The organism is Paenibacillus sp. 01T47 (assembly GCF_056398245.1).
The window spans coordinates 385,920-407,778 of the sequence record NZ_JBFTPA010000006.1 but is presented as its reverse complement, the minus strand read 5'-3'; the positions used below and the strand labels follow the sequence as shown (position 1 = coordinate 407,778).

29 protein-coding genes are annotated in these 21,859 nt (G+C 40.6%); 5 read left to right on the top strand and 24 right to left on the bottom strand.

The window, feature by feature from the left end:
* Nucleotides 1–223: 223 nt before the first annotated feature.
* The 4 genes from AC1DOV_RS15700 to AC1DOV_RS15685 all read right to left on the bottom strand — a co-directional run bounded on the left by AC1DOV_RS15700 (nt 224) and on the right by AC1DOV_RS15685 (nt 2,986).
* Nucleotides 224–592 carry a DUF2625 family protein gene (locus AC1DOV_RS15700; RefSeq protein WP_477512019.1) on the bottom strand — a complete coding sequence of 123 codons (369 nt, stop codon included), beginning with the start codon at nt 590–592 and terminating at the stop codon, nt 224–226.
* Nucleotides 571–759, bottom strand: a complete 189-nt coding sequence (locus AC1DOV_RS15695) for a DUF2625 family protein (RefSeq protein WP_477528935.1) — start codon at nt 757–759, stop codon at nt 571–573. The genes AC1DOV_RS15700 and AC1DOV_RS15695 overlap by 22 nt, the downstream gene beginning before the upstream one ends.
* Nucleotides 760–996: 237 nt before the next feature.
* Nucleotides 997–1,614, bottom strand: coding sequence for a hypothetical protein (locus AC1DOV_RS15690; RefSeq protein ID WP_477550386.1), 618 nt, complete (start codon nt 1,612–1,614; stop codon nt 997–999).
* Between the two features lie 451 nt (nt 1,615–2,065).
* Nucleotides 2,066–2,986: a ketopantoate reductase family protein gene (locus AC1DOV_RS15685; protein ID WP_477550385.1), complete on the bottom strand. Its 921-nt coding sequence runs from the start codon at nt 2,984–2,986 to the stop codon at nt 2,066–2,068.
* Between the two features lie 149 nt (nt 2,987–3,135).
* Here AC1DOV_RS15685 and AC1DOV_RS15680 point away from each other — a divergent pair, with 149 nt between their 5' ends.
* A complete protein-coding gene (locus AC1DOV_RS15680; RefSeq protein ID WP_477550384.1) occupies nt 3,136–3,687 on the top strand; it encodes a TetR/AcrR family transcriptional regulator in 552 nt (183 codons plus the stop codon).
* A 103-nt stretch (nt 3,688–3,790) separates the two neighbouring features.
* On the opposite strand, the gene AC1DOV_RS15675 is transcribed toward AC1DOV_RS15680, so the two are convergent.
* From AC1DOV_RS15675 to AC1DOV_RS15660, 4 genes are all read right to left on the bottom strand, one after another.
* On the bottom strand, nt 3,791–4,069 hold the full coding sequence (locus tag AC1DOV_RS15675; protein WP_477550383.1) for a hypothetical protein: 279 nt from the start codon (nt 4,067–4,069) through the stop codon (nt 3,791–3,793).
* A gap of 414 nt (nt 4,070–4,483) precedes the next feature.
* On the bottom strand, nt 4,484–5,434 hold the full coding sequence (locus AC1DOV_RS15670; protein WP_477550382.1) for an alpha/beta fold hydrolase: 951 nt from the start codon (nt 5,432–5,434) through the stop codon (nt 4,484–4,486).
* A gap of 339 nt (nt 5,435–5,773) precedes the next feature.
* Complete coding sequence (locus AC1DOV_RS15665; protein ID WP_477550381.1) at nt 5,774–6,070, bottom strand: hypothetical protein; 297 nt, start codon at nt 6,068–6,070, stop codon at nt 5,774–5,776.
* A gap of 184 nt (nt 6,071–6,254) precedes the next feature.
* The gene (locus AC1DOV_RS15660) at nt 6,255–6,905 is read right to left on the bottom strand and encodes a phosphatase PAP2 family protein (RefSeq protein WP_477550380.1); all 651 of its coding nucleotides are present in this window, start codon (nt 6,903–6,905) and stop codon (nt 6,255–6,257) included.
* A gap of 155 nt (nt 6,906–7,060) precedes the next feature.
* Here AC1DOV_RS15660 and AC1DOV_RS15655 point away from each other — a divergent pair, with 155 nt between their 5' ends.
* Complete coding sequence (locus AC1DOV_RS15655; RefSeq protein ID WP_256710960.1) at nt 7,061–7,189, top strand: hypothetical protein; 129 nt, start codon at nt 7,061–7,063, stop codon at nt 7,187–7,189.
* A 389-nt stretch (nt 7,190–7,578) separates the two neighbouring features.
* Here the strand turns inward: AC1DOV_RS15655 and AC1DOV_RS15650 are convergent, their stop codons facing one another.
* The 8 genes from AC1DOV_RS15650 to AC1DOV_RS15615 all read right to left on the bottom strand — a co-directional run bounded on the left by AC1DOV_RS15650 (nt 7,579) and on the right by AC1DOV_RS15615 (nt 13,597).
* Nucleotides 7,579–8,091 (bottom strand): acyl-CoA thioesterase, encoded by a 513-nt coding sequence (locus AC1DOV_RS15650; RefSeq protein WP_339209163.1) that lies wholly within the window; start codon nt 8,089–8,091, stop codon nt 7,579–7,581.
* Nucleotides 8,092–8,097: 6 nt separating this feature from the next.
* Nucleotides 8,098–9,063: a nucleoside hydrolase gene (locus AC1DOV_RS15645; protein WP_477550379.1), complete on the bottom strand. Its 966-nt coding sequence runs from the start codon at nt 9,061–9,063 to the stop codon at nt 8,098–8,100.
* 112 nt (nt 9,064–9,175) lie between these two features.
* Entirely contained in the window at nt 9,176–9,907 is a 732-nt protein-coding gene (locus AC1DOV_RS15640; protein WP_441885718.1) for a ZIP family metal transporter, read from the bottom strand.
* A gap of 81 nt (nt 9,908–9,988) precedes the next feature.
* Nucleotides 9,989–10,792 carry an inositol monophosphatase family protein gene (locus tag AC1DOV_RS15635; RefSeq protein ID WP_477550378.1) on the bottom strand — a complete coding sequence of 268 codons (804 nt, stop codon included), beginning with the start codon at nt 10,790–10,792 and terminating at the stop codon, nt 9,989–9,991.
* A 38-nt stretch (nt 10,793–10,830) separates the two neighbouring features.
* On the bottom strand, nt 10,831–11,208 hold the full coding sequence (locus tag AC1DOV_RS15630) for a glyoxalase superfamily protein (protein ID WP_477550377.1): 378 nt from the start codon (nt 11,206–11,208) through the stop codon (nt 10,831–10,833).
* A gap of 143 nt (nt 11,209–11,351) precedes the next feature.
* Nucleotides 11,352–12,320, bottom strand: a complete 969-nt coding sequence (locus AC1DOV_RS15625) for an ABC transporter substrate-binding protein (protein ID WP_477550376.1) — start codon at nt 12,318–12,320, stop codon at nt 11,352–11,354.
* Between the two features lie 134 nt (nt 12,321–12,454).
* Nucleotides 12,455–13,168: an alpha/beta fold hydrolase gene (locus AC1DOV_RS15620; RefSeq protein ID WP_477550375.1), complete on the bottom strand. Its 714-nt coding sequence runs from the start codon at nt 13,166–13,168 to the stop codon at nt 12,455–12,457.
* 33 nt (nt 13,169–13,201) lie between these two features.
* Nucleotides 13,202–13,597 carry a GNAT family N-acetyltransferase gene (locus tag AC1DOV_RS15615; RefSeq protein WP_441885733.1) on the bottom strand — a complete coding sequence of 132 codons (396 nt, stop codon included), beginning with the start codon at nt 13,595–13,597 and terminating at the stop codon, nt 13,202–13,204.
* A gap of 228 nt (nt 13,598–13,825) precedes the next feature.
* Between AC1DOV_RS15615 and AC1DOV_RS15610 the strand changes: the two genes are divergently transcribed.
* Genes AC1DOV_RS15610 through AC1DOV_RS15600 form a run of 3 tightly spaced genes read left to right on the top strand, consistent with a single transcriptional unit; the run spans nt 13,826 to nt 14,944 of the window.
* Entirely contained in the window at nt 13,826–14,452 is a 627-nt protein-coding gene (locus tag AC1DOV_RS15610) for a hypothetical protein (RefSeq protein ID WP_477512008.1), read from the top strand.
* Nucleotides 14,453–14,478: 26 nt separating this feature from the next.
* Nucleotides 14,479–14,694 (top strand): hypothetical protein, encoded by a 216-nt coding sequence (locus AC1DOV_RS15605; RefSeq protein ID WP_339209148.1) that lies wholly within the window; start codon nt 14,479–14,481, stop codon nt 14,692–14,694.
* Between the two features lie 28 nt (nt 14,695–14,722).
* Nucleotides 14,723–14,944 carry a DUF2642 domain-containing protein gene (locus AC1DOV_RS15600; protein ID WP_076269334.1) on the top strand — a complete coding sequence of 74 codons (222 nt, stop codon included), beginning with the start codon at nt 14,723–14,725 and terminating at the stop codon, nt 14,942–14,944.
* A gap of 56 nt (nt 14,945–15,000) precedes the next feature.
* Here AC1DOV_RS15600 and AC1DOV_RS15595 read toward each other — a convergent pair whose 3' ends face one another.
* From AC1DOV_RS15595 to AC1DOV_RS15560, 8 genes are all read right to left on the bottom strand, one after another.
* On the bottom strand, nt 15,001–15,441 hold the full coding sequence (locus AC1DOV_RS15595; protein WP_441907754.1) for a hypothetical protein: 441 nt from the start codon (nt 15,439–15,441) through the stop codon (nt 15,001–15,003).
* Nucleotides 15,422–16,018, bottom strand: coding sequence for an aminoglycoside phosphotransferase family protein (locus AC1DOV_RS15590; RefSeq protein WP_477512007.1), 597 nt, complete (start codon nt 16,016–16,018; stop codon nt 15,422–15,424). Before AC1DOV_RS15590 ends, AC1DOV_RS15595 begins: the two co-directional genes overlap by 20 nt.
* 142 nt (nt 16,019–16,160) lie before the next feature.
* Nucleotides 16,161–17,948: an ABC transporter substrate-binding protein gene (locus tag AC1DOV_RS15585; protein ID WP_477550374.1), complete on the bottom strand. Its 1,788-nt coding sequence runs from the start codon at nt 17,946–17,948 to the stop codon at nt 16,161–16,163.
* A gap of 58 nt (nt 17,949–18,006) precedes the next feature.
* Entirely contained in the window at nt 18,007–18,756 is a 750-nt protein-coding gene (hisA, locus tag AC1DOV_RS15580; RefSeq protein WP_477550373.1) for a phosphoribosylformimino-5-aminoimidazole carboxamide ribotide isomerase, read from the bottom strand.
* A gap of 110 nt (nt 18,757–18,866) precedes the next feature.
* Complete coding sequence (locus AC1DOV_RS15575; protein WP_477512004.1) at nt 18,867–19,553, bottom strand: HAD family hydrolase; 687 nt, start codon at nt 19,551–19,553, stop codon at nt 18,867–18,869.
* Nucleotides 19,554–19,581: 28 nt separating this feature from the next.
* The gene (locus AC1DOV_RS15570) at nt 19,582–20,133 is read right to left on the bottom strand and encodes an NUDIX hydrolase (protein ID WP_477512003.1); all 552 of its coding nucleotides are present in this window, start codon (nt 20,131–20,133) and stop codon (nt 19,582–19,584) included.
* Between the two features lie 21 nt (nt 20,134–20,154).
* Nucleotides 20,155–20,391, bottom strand: coding sequence for a hypothetical protein (locus AC1DOV_RS15565; protein ID WP_477550372.1), 237 nt, complete (start codon nt 20,389–20,391; stop codon nt 20,155–20,157).
* Nucleotides 20,392–20,541: 150 nt separating this feature from the next.
* Nucleotides 20,542–21,741, bottom strand: coding sequence for an oxalate decarboxylase family bicupin (locus AC1DOV_RS15560; RefSeq protein WP_477550371.1), 1,200 nt, complete (start codon nt 21,739–21,741; stop codon nt 20,542–20,544).
* Nucleotides 21,742–21,859: the final 118 nt, after the last annotated feature.

Genomic DNA, 21,859 nt, shown 5'->3' with positions numbered 1-21,859 from the left:
TTGTGGAGAGAGGCGTGCAGCAAATCTTTCTGAGGAAGATGTTGTAAATAGACCAACACCTTCTATTCCCGCATGCCCTCAAACGGAACTGCCTAGCCCATGTTATGTAATCATTTAAACTCCTATTTAAATCTATATGTGAAATCCTGTGAATTCGCGAGTATTCGTGAGAAAAACCTTATTCTATGAGGGAGCGTAATGAATCTCTAACAAAAAAGGTTTTTTATTCTGTGCCTAATTGCTCTCTATACTGAAAATTAAGTCCCCAAAGTTCTTCGAGTGGTACTGCTTTTTTTGAACATTTTTCAATTCCACTTTCCTTTGCTTCATTAGACCAAAGATAGGGATAAATAGAAATGCCCTGATTCCCATCTAGCGTAGGAACAATGGTTTCCCAGTTATTCCATCTAAATGGTTCGTAGAATCCCGACAAATCCCCCGTACAAGACCAATTCAGAAAATCAGTATAGCCTATCTCTAAATACTCCCACGCTAACGTATCAGGTGCAATATAAAAAATTTCTCCTTTACCTTCATCAAAGTACCCGCCGTTTAAAGCAAAAAAACCGCCTAATATATCATCGGCAACCAATAAGGCATTTTCCAACTTACAATTTTTGGTCCATGATGGATCGTTCTAGGTAAATTTTCATGACCTGAACCTAAAACGCGAAGCCATCCATTCTGAAGTAAAATACCACCAGTTGAATATGCGACCGCACCTAGCGTTGACTTAGTTGTTAATTGAAGGCGAAACAATTCTTTTTCGCCTTATTCTTTGAAAGAGGGGAGGATAACTGCTCCATTACAATTGTTAGATTCACGAATCCATTGTCTTATCATAAAAAGTGCTGATTCATCCTCAAATACAAGCTCTTTTAGCGGCTTCATGCGGTAACTCCTCATTTTAAACAGCTTATTTATTATAATAACTTTAACTGCCTTTTCCTGCACTAAACCTCCCGTTAGCTTAACAATTGAAAGACATTTTTTTTATCAATTGCCTCCAATATGAAAGACACCAATAACGGTTTTACCATCAACGTCATATAGCGGGATATCATAACCACCTGGGGGTCTACTGTTTTGTATAGCTAGAGCTTCCTCGGGTGTCTTAGGCTGCTCACCGTCTATATCTTTTTTTAGCAAATATCCCGTAGTGCCATCCACACCTGTTGCACTAATTAAATCAGGTCCCGTTTCGTAGGAAGTTGCATCTGCAGCAGAACCGTATGTCTGTCCGTTTTTATTTTTAGGATAGTTCATATTCTTAGGGCTAATATACAAAGAACCAACTATGTTTACTCCATCAACATCATACAGTGGGACATTACGACTAAGTTCACCGAGATAATCTTCTTTCAGCAAGTATCCTGCAATGCCATTCACACTTCCTGAAAAAATTAAGTCAGGTTGCATTTCAACGGAAGTGCTTTCATTGGCAGAACCGTATGTCTGTCCATTTTCATTTTCAGGATAGCTAGGAAGATTTGTGAGGCTTTGATTAATCGTGCTTTTAGCATCGCGTTGAAACGCCATAGTACCTCCCACTACGCAAATGGTTAAAACAACACCAAGAATGATTATTCTAATGTGTTTCGAGTAAACTCTCATTTTCTCACTCCTTAAAAATACTCAATTGTAAATGTATGGTAGTTAACTCAACAATTACTTATACGATACCAGTAGTTGGAAGTTGCGCTATCCTGTCCCTTGGTTTAACGCTAATTACTGGGACATCTGTACAAAAACCTTTATTCTGTATCTGTTGTCAATGTATGATTATTTCTAAATCAGAAATAAAAACAACTTCACTAATCCGGTCTTCGGATTAGTCTTAAAGGTAATCTCAACATTCATATCATTGATACTTTGTCATCTTATTACGTATTAACTATTTATTCACCTCAGCTGAAGTGAACCTTCTTTAAAATGCTTTCATGCTAGATAATCGATTTGTATGTTGCGACACAAACATGCATTAATAACGTATATCTACTTTTTACATTCTTCTCTTTTTTGTTGCAGAAAAAAACATTACCATAATATTTCAACAAAAACATTACTAAACATGTATTTCCGATTTGATCTCATTTTGATTTAAAAATTTCATTAAATCATGACGCAACTGCACAATCTCATTGTTAGCATTATTCGCATAATCCGGCAACATCATATCCCTAACCATTTTAGTTCGTAGCCATGTCATAAAGAAAAGATCCAAAATTAAGTTTGGAAATTTAAGCACTATTTTAAGCATTGGTGGATCTATTGAAACGCCAGCTTTTTGTATTGCCCTTAGATACGCTTTTAAAGTGACTGTTATTTTGCGTGCCGTCTTTCTGGTTCTGACTGTTTTTTTGTCAATTATCTTATTCTCAGAATGCAAAAAGCTTAACATGGCAATGTCTGATACGGAATGTGTGATTAGATACGCTTGCATATCCTTTTTAATAACGTAAGGAAGCTTTGCTGTTTTAAATAATTTTGCGAGGTTTTCTATGCGTTCTGACACTACACCATTCATTTCTCCAAATGCAGTTGCTGCTATAATCTTTGGTAGAAATCGAGCATGCAATACTCCATCTTTAATCTGTCCGCCGAAGCCTGGAAAAGCTGGTAAAAGTCTATCCCCTACGATATCCTGCCACGAAGAAAATCCAATTGAATTACTAGTCATCGTAACTATATTTTTGCTTTGATTATCTTTTAGCGCTAACAAAGCTGATTCGGACCGATCATAACGAACGGTAACGAAAATAAAATCATATATATCGTCATTTTCGAGCGTATCAATGACATTCACTTGTATCGATCTAACTGTATCTTTTTCTTTATATTGCAGGCCATTTTCTCTTAATGATTTAAATCTATTAGAATGTGCAAACAGGGTAACGTCAAACCCTGCTTCAATAAGCTTAATTGCGTACATACTCCCGATGACACCTGCACCAAAAATTAAAATTCTATCTTGTTTTGCTGACATTTAAACCACCCCTACTTATTAACATTTCCTTTTTGATTATCAGACAACATGTTGTATGATGTGATTGTAAATCTTTATTATTCCTTGATCAACCATCAGTTTTTTATTATTTGTCGGATGATATTCTTATTCGCTAGTAGGAGGGAAACATGAAAAAGCAACCCCAAATAACGGAGAAAACAAGACAAAAGTTTGTAGAAGTTTTTTGTGAGTTATATATCCAAAAGCCGATTGAGAAAATTTCGGTTCAGGAAATTGCGAATAAGTCAGGATATAACCGCAGCACCTTTTATCAATACTTTACTGACATTTACGAATTGTTAGACTCTGTTGAAAATGACTTATTGAATGACATGAAAAAAGAATTGGCGAATAAAGAGCTAACGATGCATACGGTTCAAGATACGCTCTATTGTCTGGACAAAAGAGAACATCTCCTGGTTCTTAATGCCCTTTTGGGTGATTATGGAAGTGCCCGTTTTTTAAAACGCTTAAAAAATGAAATCACTTTGGATCAATTAGAATTAAACGTTCCGCAAAACCATTCCTTAACGCCATACTTAATTGAGTTTTACCTGACAACTTCCCTTTCTTTATTTCGTCTTTGGCTCCAGCGTCAAAAGGATTTATCGTCAGAACAATTTTTCAATTTATTGGAGAACCTATATTCAAGCGGGATTACGCCCTATTTTAAAGAATGAGTCTGTCATTCAAACCAAAAGAACGAGAAAAAATCTAATGTAATCACTCATGAAAATAAGCCCACTACGCCTATACGGGCATTGTGGGCTTTTCTGCTTAATCTTACTTGTAGATTGAAGTATCTAGCGGAATAATGAACCCGCCGTCAACAGCTTGTGTCACATTTATTGCGATGTTCTTTACTCCAGAAATATCTACCTCAATCGTCTGGAGATCACTATTAGGCGAAATCTTCTCTACTTTTTTAAGGAGCACATTCTTATCATTATCCCTAATTTCAAGAGACTCTACTTCCTTGCCGATTGCAGCGAATTGCAGAACAAGCTTCTGATATTTGCCGTTAGGGCTGAGCTCTGTTTTCCTCCTCTTGGATGTCTTCAAATCCAGGAACTCCGGAAACAACGGTTATTGAGAGATAATTTTTCTGAAAGATGACGCTACATGTGGGATCGTCTCTGCGTTTATGGAGTTGAAGATTTTACCATATTATATCACAAAGCCCAATACTTCATTTCTATTTCTCCCTTCTTCCAAGCTGCTGATTATCCCAACCCTTTCTAAAAGCATAAGCTCCGGAAGGATCACGCTGTCAGTTTATTTCCCTACTTCTCTCATTCCGGCTGTTCACTCTTGTATAGAAAGGTAGATGATGATTTCAGGGTTTTCAAATCCAAGCTTAAGGAAACAAAATCGGGGTTACTTCTATGTATTATCATACTTAACACGAAAAAAGGCGCTCCCGGCAGTAGTCCAGGAGCGCCTGCTTTATATTCAATTGTATATGGCCAGAACTTTCTACTGGCCTTTATTTACATCCTCCATAAAGCTCCTATAGTTTTCCACGATTTCTTTGGACCTTGTATGGTGTAGATAATGCGTGCCTTCAAATGTCATCAATTTTCCATGAACTAGATCTTTTATCTGTTCTTCATGCAATTGTTCCCAGCCTTCAACATCCGTATTATTCGCTTCTAAAAAGAAAATAACAGGAAGCTCTTTCGGGAATTTCGAATTCTCAACAGCGGCAAAATTAGGCTTGAAATTTTCCCCTTCACTAATGATATTGGGATTCATCATATTTTTGAGAGAGATTATTCTAATCTGTTCTCTCATTTCATCATTAACTTCTGGTGCAATAAGCTGATCGTCGGTTAGTTTCGATAACAATCGCAAGAAACCAGTCTTTTTGAGTATTTTATACACATCTGATGGAAATGGTTCATCTAAACCGCCTTGTGTTGGAACACTGCTGTCTATCCCAACAAATGCTGTAACTTCATTCTCATATTTGTTCACATAATCTAGACCGTAAATACCAGCTATAGAGTGGCCCATTAACGTGTAGCGGTTAATATTTAGCTGTTGCAGCGCTTCATGAATTTCTTTCACTATATTTTCAGTAGTACGTTCTTTTTCTGTAACATCACTTAAGCCATACCCAAATGGCTCAATCACGACTACTTTGTAAAATGGTGCCAACTCATCAATTAGTGGTTTGAAATCAAGCGCTGGCGCTCCTGTTCCGTAACCAGGCAGCAGCACAACCGTTTCTTTACCATCGCCTTGAATCAAAACATTCATATTTTTCCCGTCTACAGGTACAAGCTGACCATAAGATACGATTTTATCTTTGTCCGTTTTATTGCTGATGATATTAACGATAAAAACGACGGCTAGAAAAACTACAATAGCTATAATAATGACAATTACAGCTTTAAGTAAAAATCTAAGTATTTTTTTCATCATTCATTTTCTCCCCTTATTCTACATTCTTTGTTTTAACCAATTCAGTTGAATTCCGATAAATCACCTGCTTATTTATATAGCTTTGCTTTTGTCTTCCTCATTCTAACAAACCACTCTTAGATCTTGTGTAACTCAGCTTTAACTAGACCTTAACTCTTATTCGTTATTGGAGCCAACAATTAAGCTTCCATTAAGATTACAGCTAAGATTACAGCAGTTAGGCTCGTCCTTCTTCATATTCGGCAAAATGGATACCTGTCTAAACATGGAAAGACCGCCTTTAATCAAGGGCGGTCTCATCAAGAGCTACAACGCTATTTGGTTTATTTTCAACATGAATCATTCTTTTGGAGAAGAGCTGCTTAAATCCTTAAACGCTTCTATAAAAGACGCTGGATCTGTGGATAGCATATACGAGAAAACACCCTGCAGCGTGTGCAAATAGAAAATACCGCCATCCCCGCCAATCGGTTTATACGATAAATCGAATACTTCCGATATCGGAAATTCATGGTACTTAGTAACAATTTTCTCTTTGTATAAATACATAACACGTTCATCCACTACTGTTTTTTGTTCTACACTTGTGATTTCTCTCTTCACTTTATAATAATGCTGGATAGCAATACAATTCATATTTACTCCTCAGTGCTTCGTCATTAACGACAACTATACCAAATAGTCTCTACACTTTACAAAAAAATGACCGGAAAGAGACACTCTCTTCCGATCTTTAATTATGAATTAGGATGATTTTGTCAAACCCATTGTTCTAATCGTTCATATTCATTTAATGAAGCTTGATAAAGTCCCAGCCCAGTTAACTTTTCAATTTCCGATTTCTTCTATCGAGCACATACTGATACAAACCGATCGATACAGCAAGCCATGTCCCACTAGCCAAATATCCACCTACAATATCACTTGGAAAATGGACCCCTAAATAAATCCGGCTAATTCCTATCCCCAGTATCATAACTGAACCAACTAAGATCAAAATGACACGCCAATACGCTTTCGGAATATGCTTCCATAATAGAAAAATGATAATCCCGTAAAAAGTGAAAGCGGCCATGGAATGTCCACTCGGAAAACTATAGCCATTTTCTTCAATAATGCGGTAAATCGTTGGCCTGACACGTTGAAAACTCAATTTTAGCACACTATTTAAAATGGTTGATCCAATTAAGATTCCTGCAAAGAAGTACAGTTCTCTTCTATATTGCAATTTTGCTAATACGACTAACATGATGATGGCTAAAATAGAAACCATAACTCCTGATCCAATAAACGAAAAAAACTTCATTATCGCTGTAAGAGTATCAGATTCCGCTCCTTGAATTTTACTGATGATGCTCTGATCAAAATTTGCAATTCGCTGATCGCCAATCCAAATGGATATCCATATGAACCCGATTGCACCCAATAAACTTAACAAAAATGCACGTGTAAAAATGAAAGTAAAATTCATCCTGCAGCACTCTCCATACTCTGAATAATTAGACTGAAAAAATGTTGTACATACACTACTACGTCTAATTGGACAAACAGGCTCCAATTCACCGATTTTTTGTGGGTATGAAATGGACAGATCTTGCTCACCCTATAATGCTGGAGGTGATGACATTGACAGGAAGAAACAATAAACCTGATAATGATGGACCAGCTTCAAGTCCATCCAGGCTCGATCAATTTGGTGATAAGCAAAGCAGAAACGACGAAGCAATACCGAAGAAAAAGGACAAAAGCTGCTAATCTAATGTTTAGGCAGCTCCGATAAAAAGAGCTGCCTTTACTATCTGAGCGCTAAAATATAAAAGGGAACAAGTGTTCCCTACCAGCAAAATGAGCATATTGGGGATAAAAACCATTAATTTTAGTCAATTCACCCAATTTTTAATTCAATATCTATCAGGTCGGCATTTAAGTCAATTTTGCCCAAGATGATGAAAAATATCATCTAATTAGGCTAAATCATATGAGAACATTTGTTCCGCACCCGTATTTCGGATCATTTTTATACATAAATCGATACAAATACGCTGCATTTTCTCTCATTCCCCACAAAAAACAGCAATTTCATCAAAAAAAAAAGACCACGACAGCAATTTTTATGCTGACGCAGTCTTTTGAGAAATCAAAAGTTAATCCCAAGGATAAGTAACCGTCAAAAATCCAGCAAACTTTTTGCTTTCATCTCTTCTCACCTTGCGCATGTCCGCTCGGTGCTCAGCTGTCTCGAACAATTTTATTTCCTCTTCCGATTCCGGTACAACGATTGGTACAGGAACGGGCTTCCGATTCTCATCCAGTGCAACAAAGGTTAAAAAAGAGGTTGCTGCAATTTTACGTTCGCCGCTTAATAAATCCTCTTTGATTACCTTCACAAAAACCTCTACTGAGGTTCGGCCTGTCCACGTTACGAATGCTTCTAAGCATACCGAATCTGAAGGCCTGATGGGATGCAAAAAATCAACAGAGTCTGTGGAGGCGGTCACGACTGAACGCCGGCAATGCTTGGTTGCTGCAATCGAAGCAATATCGTCGATGTAAGCCATTAGTTTCCCGCCAAACAATGTATTGTGATTGTTGACGTCCGGCGGAAATACTCTTGCCGTTTTGTAACATCTGGACTCGCGTGAATGCCTCTGCTCCATTGATGATTATTCCCCTTTTTTAAATACGGATAATAGCTGGGAGATCGCTCTCTCCTGCTCAACTTCCAAACAGAAATCAACAGGACGGCCTACAACCGAACGTACTCTGCGATCCGTAATGATCATCCCTGCCGTTAAACCTTCACCGCAGTCAATAACCGCATTCATCGTTTCTATTTTCACGAGAGAAGGATTAATAGCTACAATAACAGCTAACGGATCATGCATTGCGCATTCGCCGTCAAAGTGATTGGAAAATGCATAAAATTCAAAATAACGCTCTAAAGCGACATTTAGGAAATCAAGGATTTCATGTTTATCATCAGCAATCTCGCGTGATAATTGCTCCATATGTGTTTTTGTAAGACGAGTCTTCTGTGTTACATCCAAGCCGACAATTGTAATTGGAAGCTCTGATTCGAATACTAGCGCTGCTGCCTCTGGATCACCGTACAGATTTGCTTCGCTCACGGGTGTAATGTTGCCTGGTGCGAATACTGTTCCACCCATAATAACGACCTTTTTGAATTTCGTTACAATGGAAGGATCTAGCTGTAGAGCGAGAGCTAGATTCGTTTGTCTGCCTACAGTTACAAGAATAAGCTCTCCTGGGCTCTCATTCACTTTCTGAACGATGAATTCCGCAGCAGATATACCCTCCAGAGGCTTCTGATGAGTTGGCGGCAATTCTGCATCGCCGATGCCATTATGTCCATGAATATGAGCGACAGCGCCTGGGAACACTCGCTTGAGCGGACCTGATGCACCCTTCGCAACGGGAACCTCATAACCGCAATTTGCAACTTGAATGACACGCAGCGTATTTTCCGTAGCTTGTTCAACGTCGATATTCCCAAATCCCGTCGTAATACCCTCTACCTTAATCTCTGGTGAAAGCAGTGCATATAAGATAGCTAAAGCATCATCAATGCCTGTATCAACGTCAAGCAACATCCTGTTTATCTTCGACATATTATGATACCTCCCTTTTCTATCGTTCATTGTAAACGAATAAAGATTGAAAAACCAATTAAAATATAAAGTTTGTGCTTCCCGTCAAAATTACATCTTGATTTTGGAATGATTAACCAAAGAAATGACTAATATACACCATCACAAGCAGCCCTATGATAAAGGAATAGGTTGCAGAACGTTCATAACCATGTCCATGTGTCTCAGGAATTAGCTCCTTATAGACGATGAACAACATAGCACCAGATGCAAACGCAAGTCCATAGCCAATAAGCCCAGCCACATAGCTTGCCGCAAAATAACCGACTATCGCAGAGACAACCTCCATTAGACCCGTCAAGGTTACGATTAGCATAAGCTTCAGCTTGCTCACCTTGGAATGAATAAGGAAGATGGCAAGGACGAGCCCTTCCGGCATGTTCTGAGCCCCGATTGCAATAGCTACCATTGGTCCAAGTCCGCCATTCGTACTTGCATAACTAAAGCCGGTGCTTAAGCCCTCCGGAATGTTATGGATGATTAATGCAAATATGACGAGCAGAGACTTGCTGTCAAAGGATGAGATCCCTCTTTTTTGCTCAATATCGATATGGGGTAGATTTTTTTCAATGAGGTCAAGCGCAATCACGCCAATTAAAAGTCCTAACGTCAGTGGGATTAGCCCAGATTCCTTGAGAGCTTGCGGCAGCAAGCCAAAGGTAGACGCAGAAACCATGATTCCAGCTGTAAAAGCAATCAATATGTCCTTCCATTTTTCCGAAAGACTTTTGACGAAGAGCAGCGGAACCGCGCCTAGCACGGTAGCCATTGCAGAAATAAAGCTTCCTATGAGTGCTTCTACCATGTTGTCTCTCCTTAGCGGGTCGATCACTACCCAAAAACTGTTTCCTTATTTTATACGAATAAAGCGATTTCCATCCTTTTCTTACGTTGACAGTCCTTGTTTAACAAGGTTCATAAAATACGTCTGGTGATCAGGGTGACATGCAATTAAATAAGGCTCTTCATTTACGCCTTTAAAAGGATTGCCATCGTAATCAATGACAACGCCGCCCGCTTCCTGAACCATTACAATACCTGAATATAGATCCTCGCCCTCCGAGTTGTAAACGATGATTGCATCCAAATCCCCTCTGGCAAGCATCGTCCATTGCAGCGTTGGCGCCCACAGCCGCATCATCCGCTTCGTGTTAACGTCTATGTAATGCCTAAGCGTTACGGCACGCTGTTCATTTTGCACCGCATGACCTTGTATCCAGCCAACTCTCGCTTTTGCAAAAGCCTTTGGTTGTTTCATATGTATTGGCCTAGCATTGCATAAGGTGCCTTCGCCTGAGCTTGCCACGTACAAACGATCTGTCATCGGCTCATAAATGACCGCCAACACCGGTTTAAAGTTATAAGAGAGCGTGATCGAGATGCCGAACAACGGCAATCCAACCGCAAAATTATTAGTTCCATCAAGGGGATCGACCAACCACAGCCATTCGCTAGTCAGATCATTCTCGCCATATTCCTCTGAGCGAATGCGATGATCGGGGAATACGCTTCTAATTTTATTTAGTATGATGCTCTCTGCCAAATAATCGACTTCCGTAACGATATCGCCATGGTCGCCTTTCTCTTCATAATGATCCAATGTTCCAAACTTCTCACGTGTTAGCCGGCCCGCTTCATAAGCAGCAGCAATAGCAACCTCTCTAGCCATATTTAAAATCAATTGATCCAATATTTCAGCCCCTTCACATGTCTCTAATTCAACCGTATCTAACTAATTTCCTCAGACTTAGCAGAATAAAAGTGCAGACGATTTCCAAATGGATCTGTAATGCTCACTTGATTCCATTCTTCATCAAAGCCAGGTCTAGCGAAATTATATTTTTTGGCTAACAAATGCTCTTGAAGCGCCTTGGCATTGTCTACTTCAATGCGGATTGCTGAACCAGGCGTACTATCGCCATAATGCTCCGATAAATGGATGACACAATCGCCATTAGAGATTTGCATATAGAGCGGCAAGTCTGGCTCAAAACGATGCTCCCAATCGCATATAAATTCCAAGAAATTGAAATAAAAGTCTCGTGCTTTCGCCTCATCAAAAATGCGAAGAATCGGTACGGTTGATTTCATATGAAAAGTCATCATTATACAACTCCTTGTCCAGTGTCCTATCTTCCATGATTATACATGGATTTCAAAAGGTACGGAAGGCTTGCCACAGAGAAAAGGACTGTACCCCAATGCACAATTCGCACGGAGGTACAGCCCTTTGTTCAACTCTACTGCTATTATTTCACAATGCTTTCCAATACATCATCAATGACTTGTGAATAAGCAATCGTACCTGCGTACAACCAGCTTGATGTGCTTGGGTACTCATAAATTTTACCGTTTTTCACAGCAGGGATGTTTTTCCAGATTGGATCGCTTAATGCTTGGGAATCCGCATCTGTGCCGCTGTTAATGAGGAACAAATGGTCGGCATCAAGTTCAGCTAGTTTTTCTAGCGAAATGGCGTTCCAGTTGCCCGTTCCTGTTGCAGAAACTTCTTTTACAACCTCTGGAACAGTCAAACCTAATTGATTGTAAAGAAGATCACCACTCGATAGCTTTTCACTTACGATATAAAAGTTGCCTTGTACAAACCAAAGAGCTGCAGCTGATTCTCCTGGGATTGCGCTTTGCAGTTTTTCTTTAGCAGCTTTCGCTTTTGCATCATACTCATCCAAAGCTTTTTGCGCTTCTGCACTCTTTCCAAAAACCTCTCCGACTTTCAGCAAAGTAGCACGCCAGTCAGCAATCAATTTATCGCCAATGGTGAAGGTTGGAGCAATTTTGGAGTATTGCGCAAATTTATCGCCCTCCACATTCGCATCATATGCCATAAGAATAAGGTCTGGTTCAAAGCTTGTTACGGCTTCGAATGGAAGATCATACGGTATAGTTGGAACGTCAGCAAGCGAATCATGCAAGTAATCTTGAATACCGTTAGGAACGGACCACTGAGCAACTGGCTTAATGCCTATAGCTACTAAGTGATCTTCTAAATAAGAAGCGATGACGCGCTGAGGATTAGCTGGAATGGTAACCTCGTTACCTAATGCATCTGTTAGTTTTCTTTCTTTTGGCGCATCTGTTGGAGCCACTGTAGCAGCAGGTGTATTATTTGTTTTATTACCTCCGCAAGCTGCTAGACAAATGGATAGGACAATCAAACTCATAAATACAAGTACAAATCTCTTGTTGCGGTTAATCACGATAGTTCCCCCTGTAAGACGATATATGGCTGTGAGGTAACAATAGTTTCACCTCAAAAGTCACCTAATGATAACAATTATCATTTTCATTGTCAACTGGGTTTTCAAGTTGAACCGCATCCGTACTACTTTTTCTAACGATGCTTGATAAACTGCTCGATTGTTTGATAGAGCTCTACCCTTTCGGTACCGCGAATATTATGAGCAGACTCAAAAAACTCTTTAACCGTTATATTGCTGAACAACTGCTTGTAATGAGTTAGTTCCGCATCGCTAAGCAGAGATCCCTCTAGCATCCCTCTCATAACAAGAACAGGCAGCTTAAGCTTCACATCCAGCTGCAGCTGTGAAGAGTCCCGCTCAATTCCGATAACCGCTTGTTCTCTTATTTTCTCTTCCCGCTTCATCGGCTTCAAATAATTAAAAATATAATCGTGACGCCATTCAGCCGACATTTGTTTATGCTCTGCAGGATAATCTTCTAAAATAAGTGATTCTAAGTGATGCTCGTTCGTTTGAGCATAACCAAGCGCATAAGATACACCCCGAGAGTATCCCATCAGATGAAAGCGATCCACGGCTGCAGCTTCAACAACAGCTGAAAGATCTTCTATGTGATCTTTTAGATCGTAATGATTAAACGGCGTATCGCTTTGCCCTCTCCCGCGGAACGAGAGAACGATTGCTCTTCGAGGCAATAAATATAACAATAAATCCTCATATTCTTCAGCTGTTTCCGATAACCCTGGGCATATGATTAATGGGGTTAATTTTTGGTCTGCATCTGGTTTTGAATCTAAGTAATGAATATGAACATCTTGATTAATAGCTATTTTCGACTCGATCACTGACTTTCCCCCTCTCTACGTTTCTAAATAAACTTAACGTTCTCTTGCTATTACAAAGCCTTTATCCGTAGAGGTAAATCCAATTCTCGGGTAATAGTCGACAGCTGAAGGTGCAGACAACAAGACAAGTGACACTTGCGCACCAAGTGTTTGCCTAAGTCGCTCTACCAGCTCCTTGCCGATACCTAATCTTTGGTAGTCGTGATCAATTGCCAAATCAGACAGATAGCAGCAATAGGAATAGTCTGTAATCGCCCGCGCTATTCCGACCAGTTTATTGCCGTCCCATGCACTAATAATGATATCTGCATGATCGATCATTTTTTGCAAGCGTTCTAAATCTTGATAAGGTCTTTTAATCCCAGAGCTCGCAAATACTTGCGACAAGTCTTGCGCGGACAAGTTTTTATCGTTCTGATAATGTATCATAACTATTCCTCTCTCCTTTGCTTATTGATTCCCATGATTATACATCTTAAGTTGATTATAGGGTAGATTGTTTTTATAATCCCTTTTACCATTCAAATCATTTTTGAAAACTATGAAAATACGTCTATCTATCCTCTTCACTAGCATAATTGGGGTAATCCCTAGTCCCTTTTCTGGCAAAAAGAAATACATATATAGGAGCAATAGCTTTATAGGAGGGATTATATTTTGATAGCTTCTGCAAATTCACCCACAGTGCAGCTTCAGACTGTGAGCAAGAAACGGAAAAAAATAGTGAGTAAAAAGAGAAATGTCGTTATTCATGGCAAGCTGCACTTACATCATAGCAATGGCAGTCTGAGCAATACGGAATGTAAACCTAAAGTTGTGCGGAAACACAAAAAAAGAAAGACCGATCGCTGCCACCTTAAAGTACAGAAAAAGGGAAGTCCAAGTGGGCAAAGAGGTTTGCAAGGCCCTGCCGGTCCAACCGGTCTTACAGGTCCTCAAGGCGCAGCAGGAGCACAAGGAGCGGCTGGAGCTGTTGGTCCTCAAGGCATTCAAGGACCACAAGGCGTCCCCGGTTCATTAGGACCGCAGGGTCTTCAGGGTCTTCAAGGCGTTCAGGGTCCCCCGGGACCGTCAAGCGGGTTTGACTTTACAGAGCTCATTACATTGCTTAACGGCTACCTTATTGTTGGTACTCTCATTAATGTCATGACACCGGGACAGCCGACCGGGTTCACTGGAACAGTAATCAGCGTACAATCAACACTTGTCCAATTAAACACGGTCGCAGGTACTTTGATGTTTATCCCGTTTTCCTTCATCACGAACATTGAAACAATTTCATAACTCCCTATGAGAAGAGGTTTGTGCTCATGTCAACAACGCTTTCGGGCGATTTGATCGCTTTACTCGGCAAAGAAGTGTTTGTCATGACGAATGGCTTTGGTCAGCTTGCTGTAATCGGAAGACTCGATCAGGTAGGTAACGACTTTATACTCGTTTCCTTCGATCAAGATAGTTTTCTTTACGAGCTGCGAATCTTTTATGCAAACATTATTTATGTCCACGAGAATCCAGCAGTTTCATAAACAAGATTCTAAGGAGAGTAGGCTTGCGATGTCTATTATTTCAAATGGAAATCAGATTCTTCCAGGTACTGCTATTTATAGTTTACTCAAGCGCCATATTGGCAGCATTATTTATATAACGACCTCAACAGGAAATGAAGAAGGCCAGTTGATGGCATTTAACGCTAACTTTTTGACCATTACGACAACTGCCTTAGAAACCAAATATGTACTAACAGCAGAGCTGGTCTCTTTCACATTTCGTTCTTAATAAAAAAGCAGGCTGGATCTAAAGGTTTTTGACCATTAGGTACAGCCTGCTTTATATTAAAGAGCCCCATTCTCTAGTTCAACAGCATGTCTAGCAATCGCTCTTAAAATATCATCGAACATTTCTTCTTGTTCCCAAATGACTTTGAAGCCTTGCACTAACAAGTCACCCAATCCCTGCTCCAAAGGTCTATGCAGCCACTCGGTATCTGCAACACCAAAGTCAGCTTCGATTCCACTTGCATACTCTATTTTTAGAGAGGTTAGCAAAGCATATTCCTCTTTCGTCGCTTGCTCTATAGCCTCGTATTGGAACTGATATAAAATGGCATCTACTGTTTTTTGCTTCTTATCGGTAACGAGAAGAAAGCTTAAATTCGAATCCTCTTCACTCTCATCGTCCGCACAAGGCCCAACCAACGCAATTCCAGTAATATGCGAATGTCCGCCTGCCCATTTTACAAATTCGTACATAAGCTTATAATGATCCGGTCTCATATTCTTGAACCTCCAAATACCATCGTGGAACTATGCTGTCAAAATAATGATGATCCTCTAATACTCGCTCCAGCTTCTCTACCATAATAGGCAGCTCAACTTGCCGCACCTTCAATATCCAAACGATTGAGGAGATAATCGTCATCGCAAGATAAAGAGAATATAAGGTCCAGAACTTCTCATCAGGCTCTAGTTCGCCATGATATCCTTTAATCGTACCCATCGTAAATGGAATGCTGATTTCACTGCTGAACATCCCGGCCTTCAGAAATTCATGTACCGGATCTCCCCAGTCCCATCGATTAAAATCAATGACGCCGGCTAATCTGCCTTCTTTTACAATTAAATTGCCCACATGAAAATCATCGTGCTGAAAAACGTTAGGCCGATCCTTCATCAGATGCAGATTTTGTTCAATAAAGGATAGAATCTGCGCATCGTCTTTCATTCGAGCCCCACTAGCCATATATTGCTCGATATAGCTTTTATGCTTTGCAAGCTTACGGTCATGCCATGACAAGACTGAAGCAGGAGCATGCCACTTATGCATCTTAGCAAGCTCTTGTCCCGCTTCCAATCCAATTGTAAATATAACCTTTATTTATTTTTGATATTCGACTGCTGCCACGAAGTATGTCTATACCTTTGATAATGTTGTCGATGAGCTCCTGCTCATTCATAATCTCACCTCGCAAATCCAAATAAAAACGAGCTAATCATCACGTATTTCTTAACCAGACGTTTTTATAATCGATTTTACCCCATGCGTTTAACGAAATTCCTTGCAGCGTTTGATGATGTCCTACAATCTGCAGGCTATGATATAAGAACAATAAGCTGAAATTTCGTTTGAGCTCCTCTTGTATGCTTATCAAATAACCCATTCTAATATCTGAATTCTCATACCGCAAACAATTTGAAATTTGTTGATTGATATTCATCTTGTCAACCGCACCCAGATGGTTCGTAATAAAACTGTTCTTTGACATATACATCTCAATAAGCGAAATATCAGGCTGCTCTCCGAGTACTTCCCCACTAAGGATCATATCCGCTTTCATTATGATTTCGGGATTAGCAAGCTCTTCGAGCGAAAGCTTTACGATTTCCAGTGAAATGCCTAAATACTTGTAAACCCTTTGCAGCCATTTCGAAGTTTGATCATTCGCAGGCATTTCATAAGTATATAACGTAATGGTCTCGCCCTTATATCCTGACTCTTCAAGCAATGTTGCCGCTAGTTGCGTATCATAATCGTTATAGAAAGCCTTATCCGTATCCTCTAAATTAAAGCCGGTTGAAGGCTGGTGCCTAATGCCGCCTAATTCGTGGATCATTTGCTGCCGATCTATTCCGTAGTGCAAAGCCTGGCGGAACTTCATTTGCTGCGTGATGCCTTTTTTCGCTGTATTGATGGTAATAAAAGTGCTGCCTTTCTCCAATTGTGCCAGCGCTGGTCTTAAACTCTCCTTGATTTGCGCTTCAAAATAAACCAGTTGATCTTCACCGTCTGACTGCAGCTGCTCTTGATTTTCCTCATAATTTGGCCACACCCACATTTCAATGCGATCCAGATGAGGACAACCTTCCAAATAAAACTCATTGGCTTCTGCAACGAGCATAGACTCATTGTTTTTGGTAATCTTGAACGGCCCAGTCCCAATAGGCATGATGGCAAACTGCTCATCAGAACCAGTACCATCGAGCATTTCAGGTACAATCGAATAACGTTCCGTACAAAGGAAATGAAGAAACAGCGCATTAGGCTCATTTAGCTCAAAGGTAATGCTGTACTTGCTCGTTTCTCTTATTTCCTTAATCTTGGACGTTAACCACTCCGCAGGCGAGCTTGTGAGCAGTCTTTGAAAAGTAAATGCGACATCTCGCGAGGTCATTATCTTATCATTGTGAAAACGAACGCCCTTGCGCAAAAAAAACGTCCAGCTCGTTTTCATCACGTTGCTTTCCCAGTAATGAGCGAGCTGAGGGTGGAATTTACCATCCTGATTTGAATATCTGACCAATGTATTAAAAACCTGCTCTATCCAGTGCGTCTCCATGCGGCGACAGACGAAAGCAGGATCTAAGCGCAAGAGAGGACGATAAAAGGGAAATCTCAGTACATCCTTCTCCTCCATATCCCTCTTCACGCCAAATAATTCAGACAACCATGTCATAATTTCGGATTTCACAGCTGGATCCTGAAGCATCTCGAGCATGCTCCAAGCCTCGTTGATCTTCCCTCTCTCGACTAGCCCCTTCGCTTTGCCGAGAACGATATCACGGTATGAAACAAGAAATACGATTTGCGAGAGATTGCCGCGGCCACGACCGGGCAACCATTCGATATAGCTCTTTTCCATCATTTTTGTCAAAAGTATTTGTACATTTCTGCGTGTACAAGACAATATGTCGCAGATCCGTTCCATGGATAAAAAAATAGGCTCGCGTTCTGGGTTTGCTGGAAAAGTGTTTCTTAACCTGCAATAATATTCTTCCACATCCATCCTTAACACCACCTAGGAAACGAAGTCTCAGTTAGCCAGCTTCGTTGCTGTTTTCTCTCTAAGCCTTGTTACTGTAGGCAACAACTTCCTCATAGGATAATTGCCCGCCAAAAATATCAAGCGCACTGCCGATTGTAATATCCAGCTTGCCATTTGAAAGCTCATTAAATTGATCCATATCCGCAATCGACCTTGCCCCGCCGGCATAGGTTGTCGGAATCGTTACCCAATCAGCTAATGAACGAACGAGGCTTTGCTGAATGCCGCTCTGCTTGCCTTCCACATCAACAGCATGAACAAGAAACTCATTGCAATATTGCTCAAGGAATGAGATGTTTTGTTGGTTAACAACGAACTCGCTGAATTGCTTCCATTGATTCGTCACAACAAACCATTGCCCGTCCTTCTCCTTGCAGCTTAGATCGATTACTAAACGGTCCTTCCCCACTTCAGCGACGATCTTCGCAAGATGATCCTCATTCAGCTGACCATCTTTAAAAATATATGAGGTCACAATAATATGCGAAGCGCCCTTCTCCAAATAAAAAGCAGCGTTATCCGCAGTAATACCACCGCCAATTTGCAAGCCGCCAGGATATGCCGCAAGAGCCCGAACTGCCGCTTCCTCGTTTCCGCCGCCGAGCATAATCACGTGACCGCCCGTAAGCGCGTCTTTCTTGAACAATTCTGCATAATAAGCTGAATCTTGTTTGGATACAAAGTTTTCTATGATTTCGGCATTCAAAGTTTCACCGACAATTTGTTTCACTTTATCGTCATGCAAATCGATACAAGGTCTAAATTTCAATTTTCATTCCTCAATTCTGTATGTTGTAAGTATGAATATTCTCTATATGAAAAATAACCTAATCCTCTATGTAAATCAACAATGCTGTGAAATCTTGATGGTTTTATTACTTAACGCTTCTCCCCTATACGTGGTGCCTTTAATTCTCTCGTTTCAATAAGATCAGACAAGCTTCTATCTGCCATTGAAGGAATCAGTAAATCATAATCCATAAAAGCAAAATCCTTCGTCAGCTCGTTTGGAACGATCACTGTATGTAGTCCCGCTGCTTTAGCTGCTAAAAACCCGTTTAGAGAATCCTCAAATGAAATCGCTTCACTCGCTTCAACTCCAAGCTTCTGCAGCGCCAGCAAATACAGCTCCGGATCAGGTTTGACCCGTTCGACCTCATCAGCTGTACTGAAGCTGTCAAAATAATGATCCAATTGATGTTTAACCAAATATGGCTTTATCCAAGAAAGCTGAGAGCTGGATGCGAGACCAACTTTGAGATTCATACGCTTCGCCTCATTCAAGTAGTCCATCACGCCTGGGCGAATATCAGCTGACTTAAGAAGCTCTGCATAGACTTCTTTAAATTTTGCTTTAACAGCTGCTAAATCTATCGTTTCAGTTACACAATCGGCAATATAAGTATAAGGGTTAAATTGATCCAGCGACGTCCCTACACATTTGGCATACAGCGTCACAGGCAGCTCTACTCCATACTCCTCATAAACTTGACGAAAAGCATAATAGGATGGCGTTTCCGTATCAATAATAAGACCGTCAAAATCAAAGACCAACGCTTTAATCAATCGACTCATCCTCTCTACTGTACATTCATTAACTATGCGATTCTTGTTTAATCGCGTAACCGCTTAAATATAGCTCTCTACTAGAAGTATCTGATTCGATGCTGGAAGAAATCTCTTTATGTTTAATATCGATTAAATTCTCGTTTTTATAGACGCAATGATGATCGTAACTATGGGCTTCATTCAGCATCATAGGCAGTGTGATTGGAATATTGGACACGATGCCGACATTGTTTTTATCCATAATCCATTCGAATGTTTTCCAGTCCAAAATCCCTTCATCTGTTTTCTTAGGTGTCGCATATCCAAAGGAAGCCGGCACTTCTGCTATATACGCATACATGCCGCCAAAATCAAAATTATCGCCAGACCAGGTAACTAATCCTTTAAAATGCAAATCGTAATGACGAATACCCGTTTCTTCTTCAATCTCTCTAATCATCGCTTCCCTCGGAGACTCCTGCGGTTCAAGCTTGCCGCCAATCCCATTCCAGCAGCCCATCCAGCTGGATTTCTCACGATTTAGCAACAATATTTCATTGGCGCGTTTAATAAAACAAATATTATATTTCAGCATCATCGTTCTCCTATGTTCGTGTTCTTATATAAAATTTGTACTTAAAGCAAAGAGCAGCATGCCAATTACAGCTGCGATAAAAAGGTAGCCTAGCACTCTTATTCCTTTTGGCAATGTACTCCAAATGACTTTCTGCGGGGATTGACCGCCCTCAATCCTTCTTGCATCATCAAATAAGGGATTGAAGGAGCTGTTTTTTGTTTCTACCTTCATTGTTGTCTGAGTTTCATGCAGGTTGTTAGGTTTGCTATCATTTTTCATTTCACAACCTCCTCATTCGTTCCTACCTATCATCATAGCTATACTTTACCACATTGCTGTTTTAGAAGAGAACCTGTCCACAAAATTAAGAAGATTTCCCAAAAAACATGAAATCACTTTTTAGAAAATCTTCATTATCATCATATCTGCTTACTTCGGTTTATAGGAGAAGTTCGGATATTTTACAACAGGCCATTTCTCTTTGCGCAGGGCATCCATCAGCTCCGGACCGACATGCAAATTACTTTCAACCAGTTCACACGGAGTTAGCGCCATCCACTGGTTCAATGACACATCAACAAAGCGATCACTTTTGAACATCTCCAAAAACCAAAGTGATTGGCTGCCCGTATTTTGGATATAATGTCCATAAGCAAATGGTACGTATCCAACGTCACCTGCACGGTAATCAAAGGTTCGAGCGACACCGTTTCCAGCAAACACGGTCATACGGCCCTGTCCAGCAAGATAATATTGCCACTCATCGTTGTTTGGATGCCAGTGAAGCTCACGCATTCCTCCCGGCAGTATCTCTACGAGGGCGGCAGCAATCGTTTTCGAGATAGGAAAGTTCGAGGAATCCACAATCCGCACACTTCCGCCAGGAATTTTAAGTGGTGGCTGCGCCAACAAGCGATGTGTAAATGGAGAGGGAACCTCACCATATGGAGATTGCACCTTTTGGCTTTCAATTGACCCTGGCACCTTATCTTGATAAATATAAACCTGATCGGAAGGAATATGTTGAAAAGCGCTTTCGGGAACGCCAAAATTTGCAGACAACACGTCTTTTGGCGTATGTGCAAACCAATCGGATATGGATAATGTATTCAGATCAGAGAAGGTGCCATCATCAAAAACAAGCAAAAATTCGCAGCCTCCCTCAAGCCCTTGAATGGAATGAGGGATGCCTGCCGGAAAATACCAAAGATCTCCTTCACTGATGTCAGCGATCATATTGCGTCCAGCTTGATCAACTGAAGTAATTCGTGCTTTACCAAGCAGCATATAAGCCCATTCGGCTTGCTGATGCCAGTGCATCTCTCGAACGCCGCCTGCTGTGAGACTCATATTGACTGCCGCGAGAGTTGTTGCGATCGGCAAGTCTCGAACGGTTACCTCGCGTGACCAGCCGCCTTTGTTTAATTGCATATGTGTATCCGAGAATGAAAATTTCAAATTAGGAAGCAAACCCGAATCGGTAACGGGAGGGACGAGCATGTTCGGGTTTTCAATATCACGCATAATATCACGCGGACCTTGGTCTATATTTCCCGTTCCATCACTTGCTCGAATGGGCTGAGGGATAACTGAGCCGCTATTTGGATCTTGGGGATGATCCTCCATCATAGTCCTCCTCGACTTTAAAATATGTGTAGTAGCTTTCATAACCTATACAGCTTATGATGGGAAAATGAGCAATATTCAAATTGTCAGCAGGCATAAGTCGTGCCAATAAAGGTGATCA

Excerpts from the sequence above, each read along its gene's own strand:
- AC1DOV_RS15690 (WP_477550386.1), bottom strand. The coding sequence starts at position 1,614 with ATGAGAGTTTACTCGAAACACATTAGAATAATCATTCTTGGTGTTGTT.
- AC1DOV_RS15685 (WP_477550385.1), bottom strand. The coding sequence starts at position 2,986 with ATGTCAGCAAAACAAGATAGAATTTTAATTTTTGGTGCAGGTGTCATC.
- AC1DOV_RS15680 (WP_477550384.1), top strand. The coding sequence starts at position 3,136 with ATGAAAAAGCAACCCCAAATAACGGAGAAAACAAGACAAAAGTTTGTA.
- AC1DOV_RS15670 (WP_477550382.1), bottom strand. The coding sequence starts at position 5,434 with ATGATGAAAAAAATACTTAGATTTTTACTTAAAGCTGTAATTGTCATT.
- AC1DOV_RS15665 (WP_477550381.1), bottom strand. The coding sequence starts at position 6,070 with ATGAATTGTATTGCTATCCAGCATTATTATAAAGTGAAGAGAGAAATC.
- AC1DOV_RS15660 (WP_477550380.1), bottom strand. The coding sequence starts at position 6,905 with ATGAATTTTACTTTCATTTTTACACGTGCATTTTTGTTAAGTTTATTG.
- AC1DOV_RS15650 (WP_339209163.1), bottom strand. The coding sequence starts at position 8,091 with ATGGAGCAGAGGCATTCACGCGAGTCCAGATGTTACAAAACGGCAAGA.
- AC1DOV_RS15645 (WP_477550379.1), bottom strand. The coding sequence starts at position 9,063 with ATGTCGAAGATAAACAGGATGTTGCTTGACGTTGATACAGGCATTGAT.
- AC1DOV_RS15640 (WP_441885718.1), bottom strand. The coding sequence starts at position 9,907 with ATGGTAGAAGCACTCATAGGAAGCTTTATTTCTGCAATGGCTACCGTG.
- AC1DOV_RS15630 (WP_477550377.1), bottom strand. The coding sequence starts at position 11,208 with ATGATGACTTTTCATATGAAATCAACCGTACCGATTCTTCGCATTTTT.
- AC1DOV_RS15615 (WP_441885733.1), bottom strand. The coding sequence starts at position 13,597 with ATGATACATTATCAGAACGATAAAAACTTGTCCGCGCAAGACTTGTCG.
- AC1DOV_RS15605 (WP_339209148.1), top strand. The coding sequence starts at position 14,479 with ATGTCAACAACGCTTTCGGGCGATTTGATCGCTTTACTCGGCAAAGAA.
- AC1DOV_RS15600 (WP_076269334.1), top strand. The coding sequence starts at position 14,723 with ATGTCTATTATTTCAAATGGAAATCAGATTCTTCCAGGTACTGCTATT.
- AC1DOV_RS15595 (WP_441907754.1), bottom strand. The coding sequence starts at position 15,441 with ATGAGACCGGATCATTATAAGCTTATGTACGAATTTGTAAAATGGGCA.
- AC1DOV_RS15585 (WP_477550374.1), bottom strand. The coding sequence starts at position 17,948 with ATGGATGTGGAAGAATATTATTGCAGGTTAAGAAACACTTTTCCAGCA.
- AC1DOV_RS15570 (WP_477512003.1), bottom strand. The coding sequence starts at position 20,133 with ATGATGCTGAAATATAATATTTGTTTTATTAAACGCGCCAATGAAATA.
- AC1DOV_RS15565 (WP_477550372.1), bottom strand. The coding sequence starts at position 20,391 with ATGAAAAATGATAGCAAACCTAACAACCTGCATGAAACTCAGACAACA.
- AC1DOV_RS15560 (WP_477550371.1), bottom strand. The coding sequence starts at position 21,741 with ATGATGGAGGATCATCCCCAAGATCCAAATAGCGGCTCAGTTATCCCT.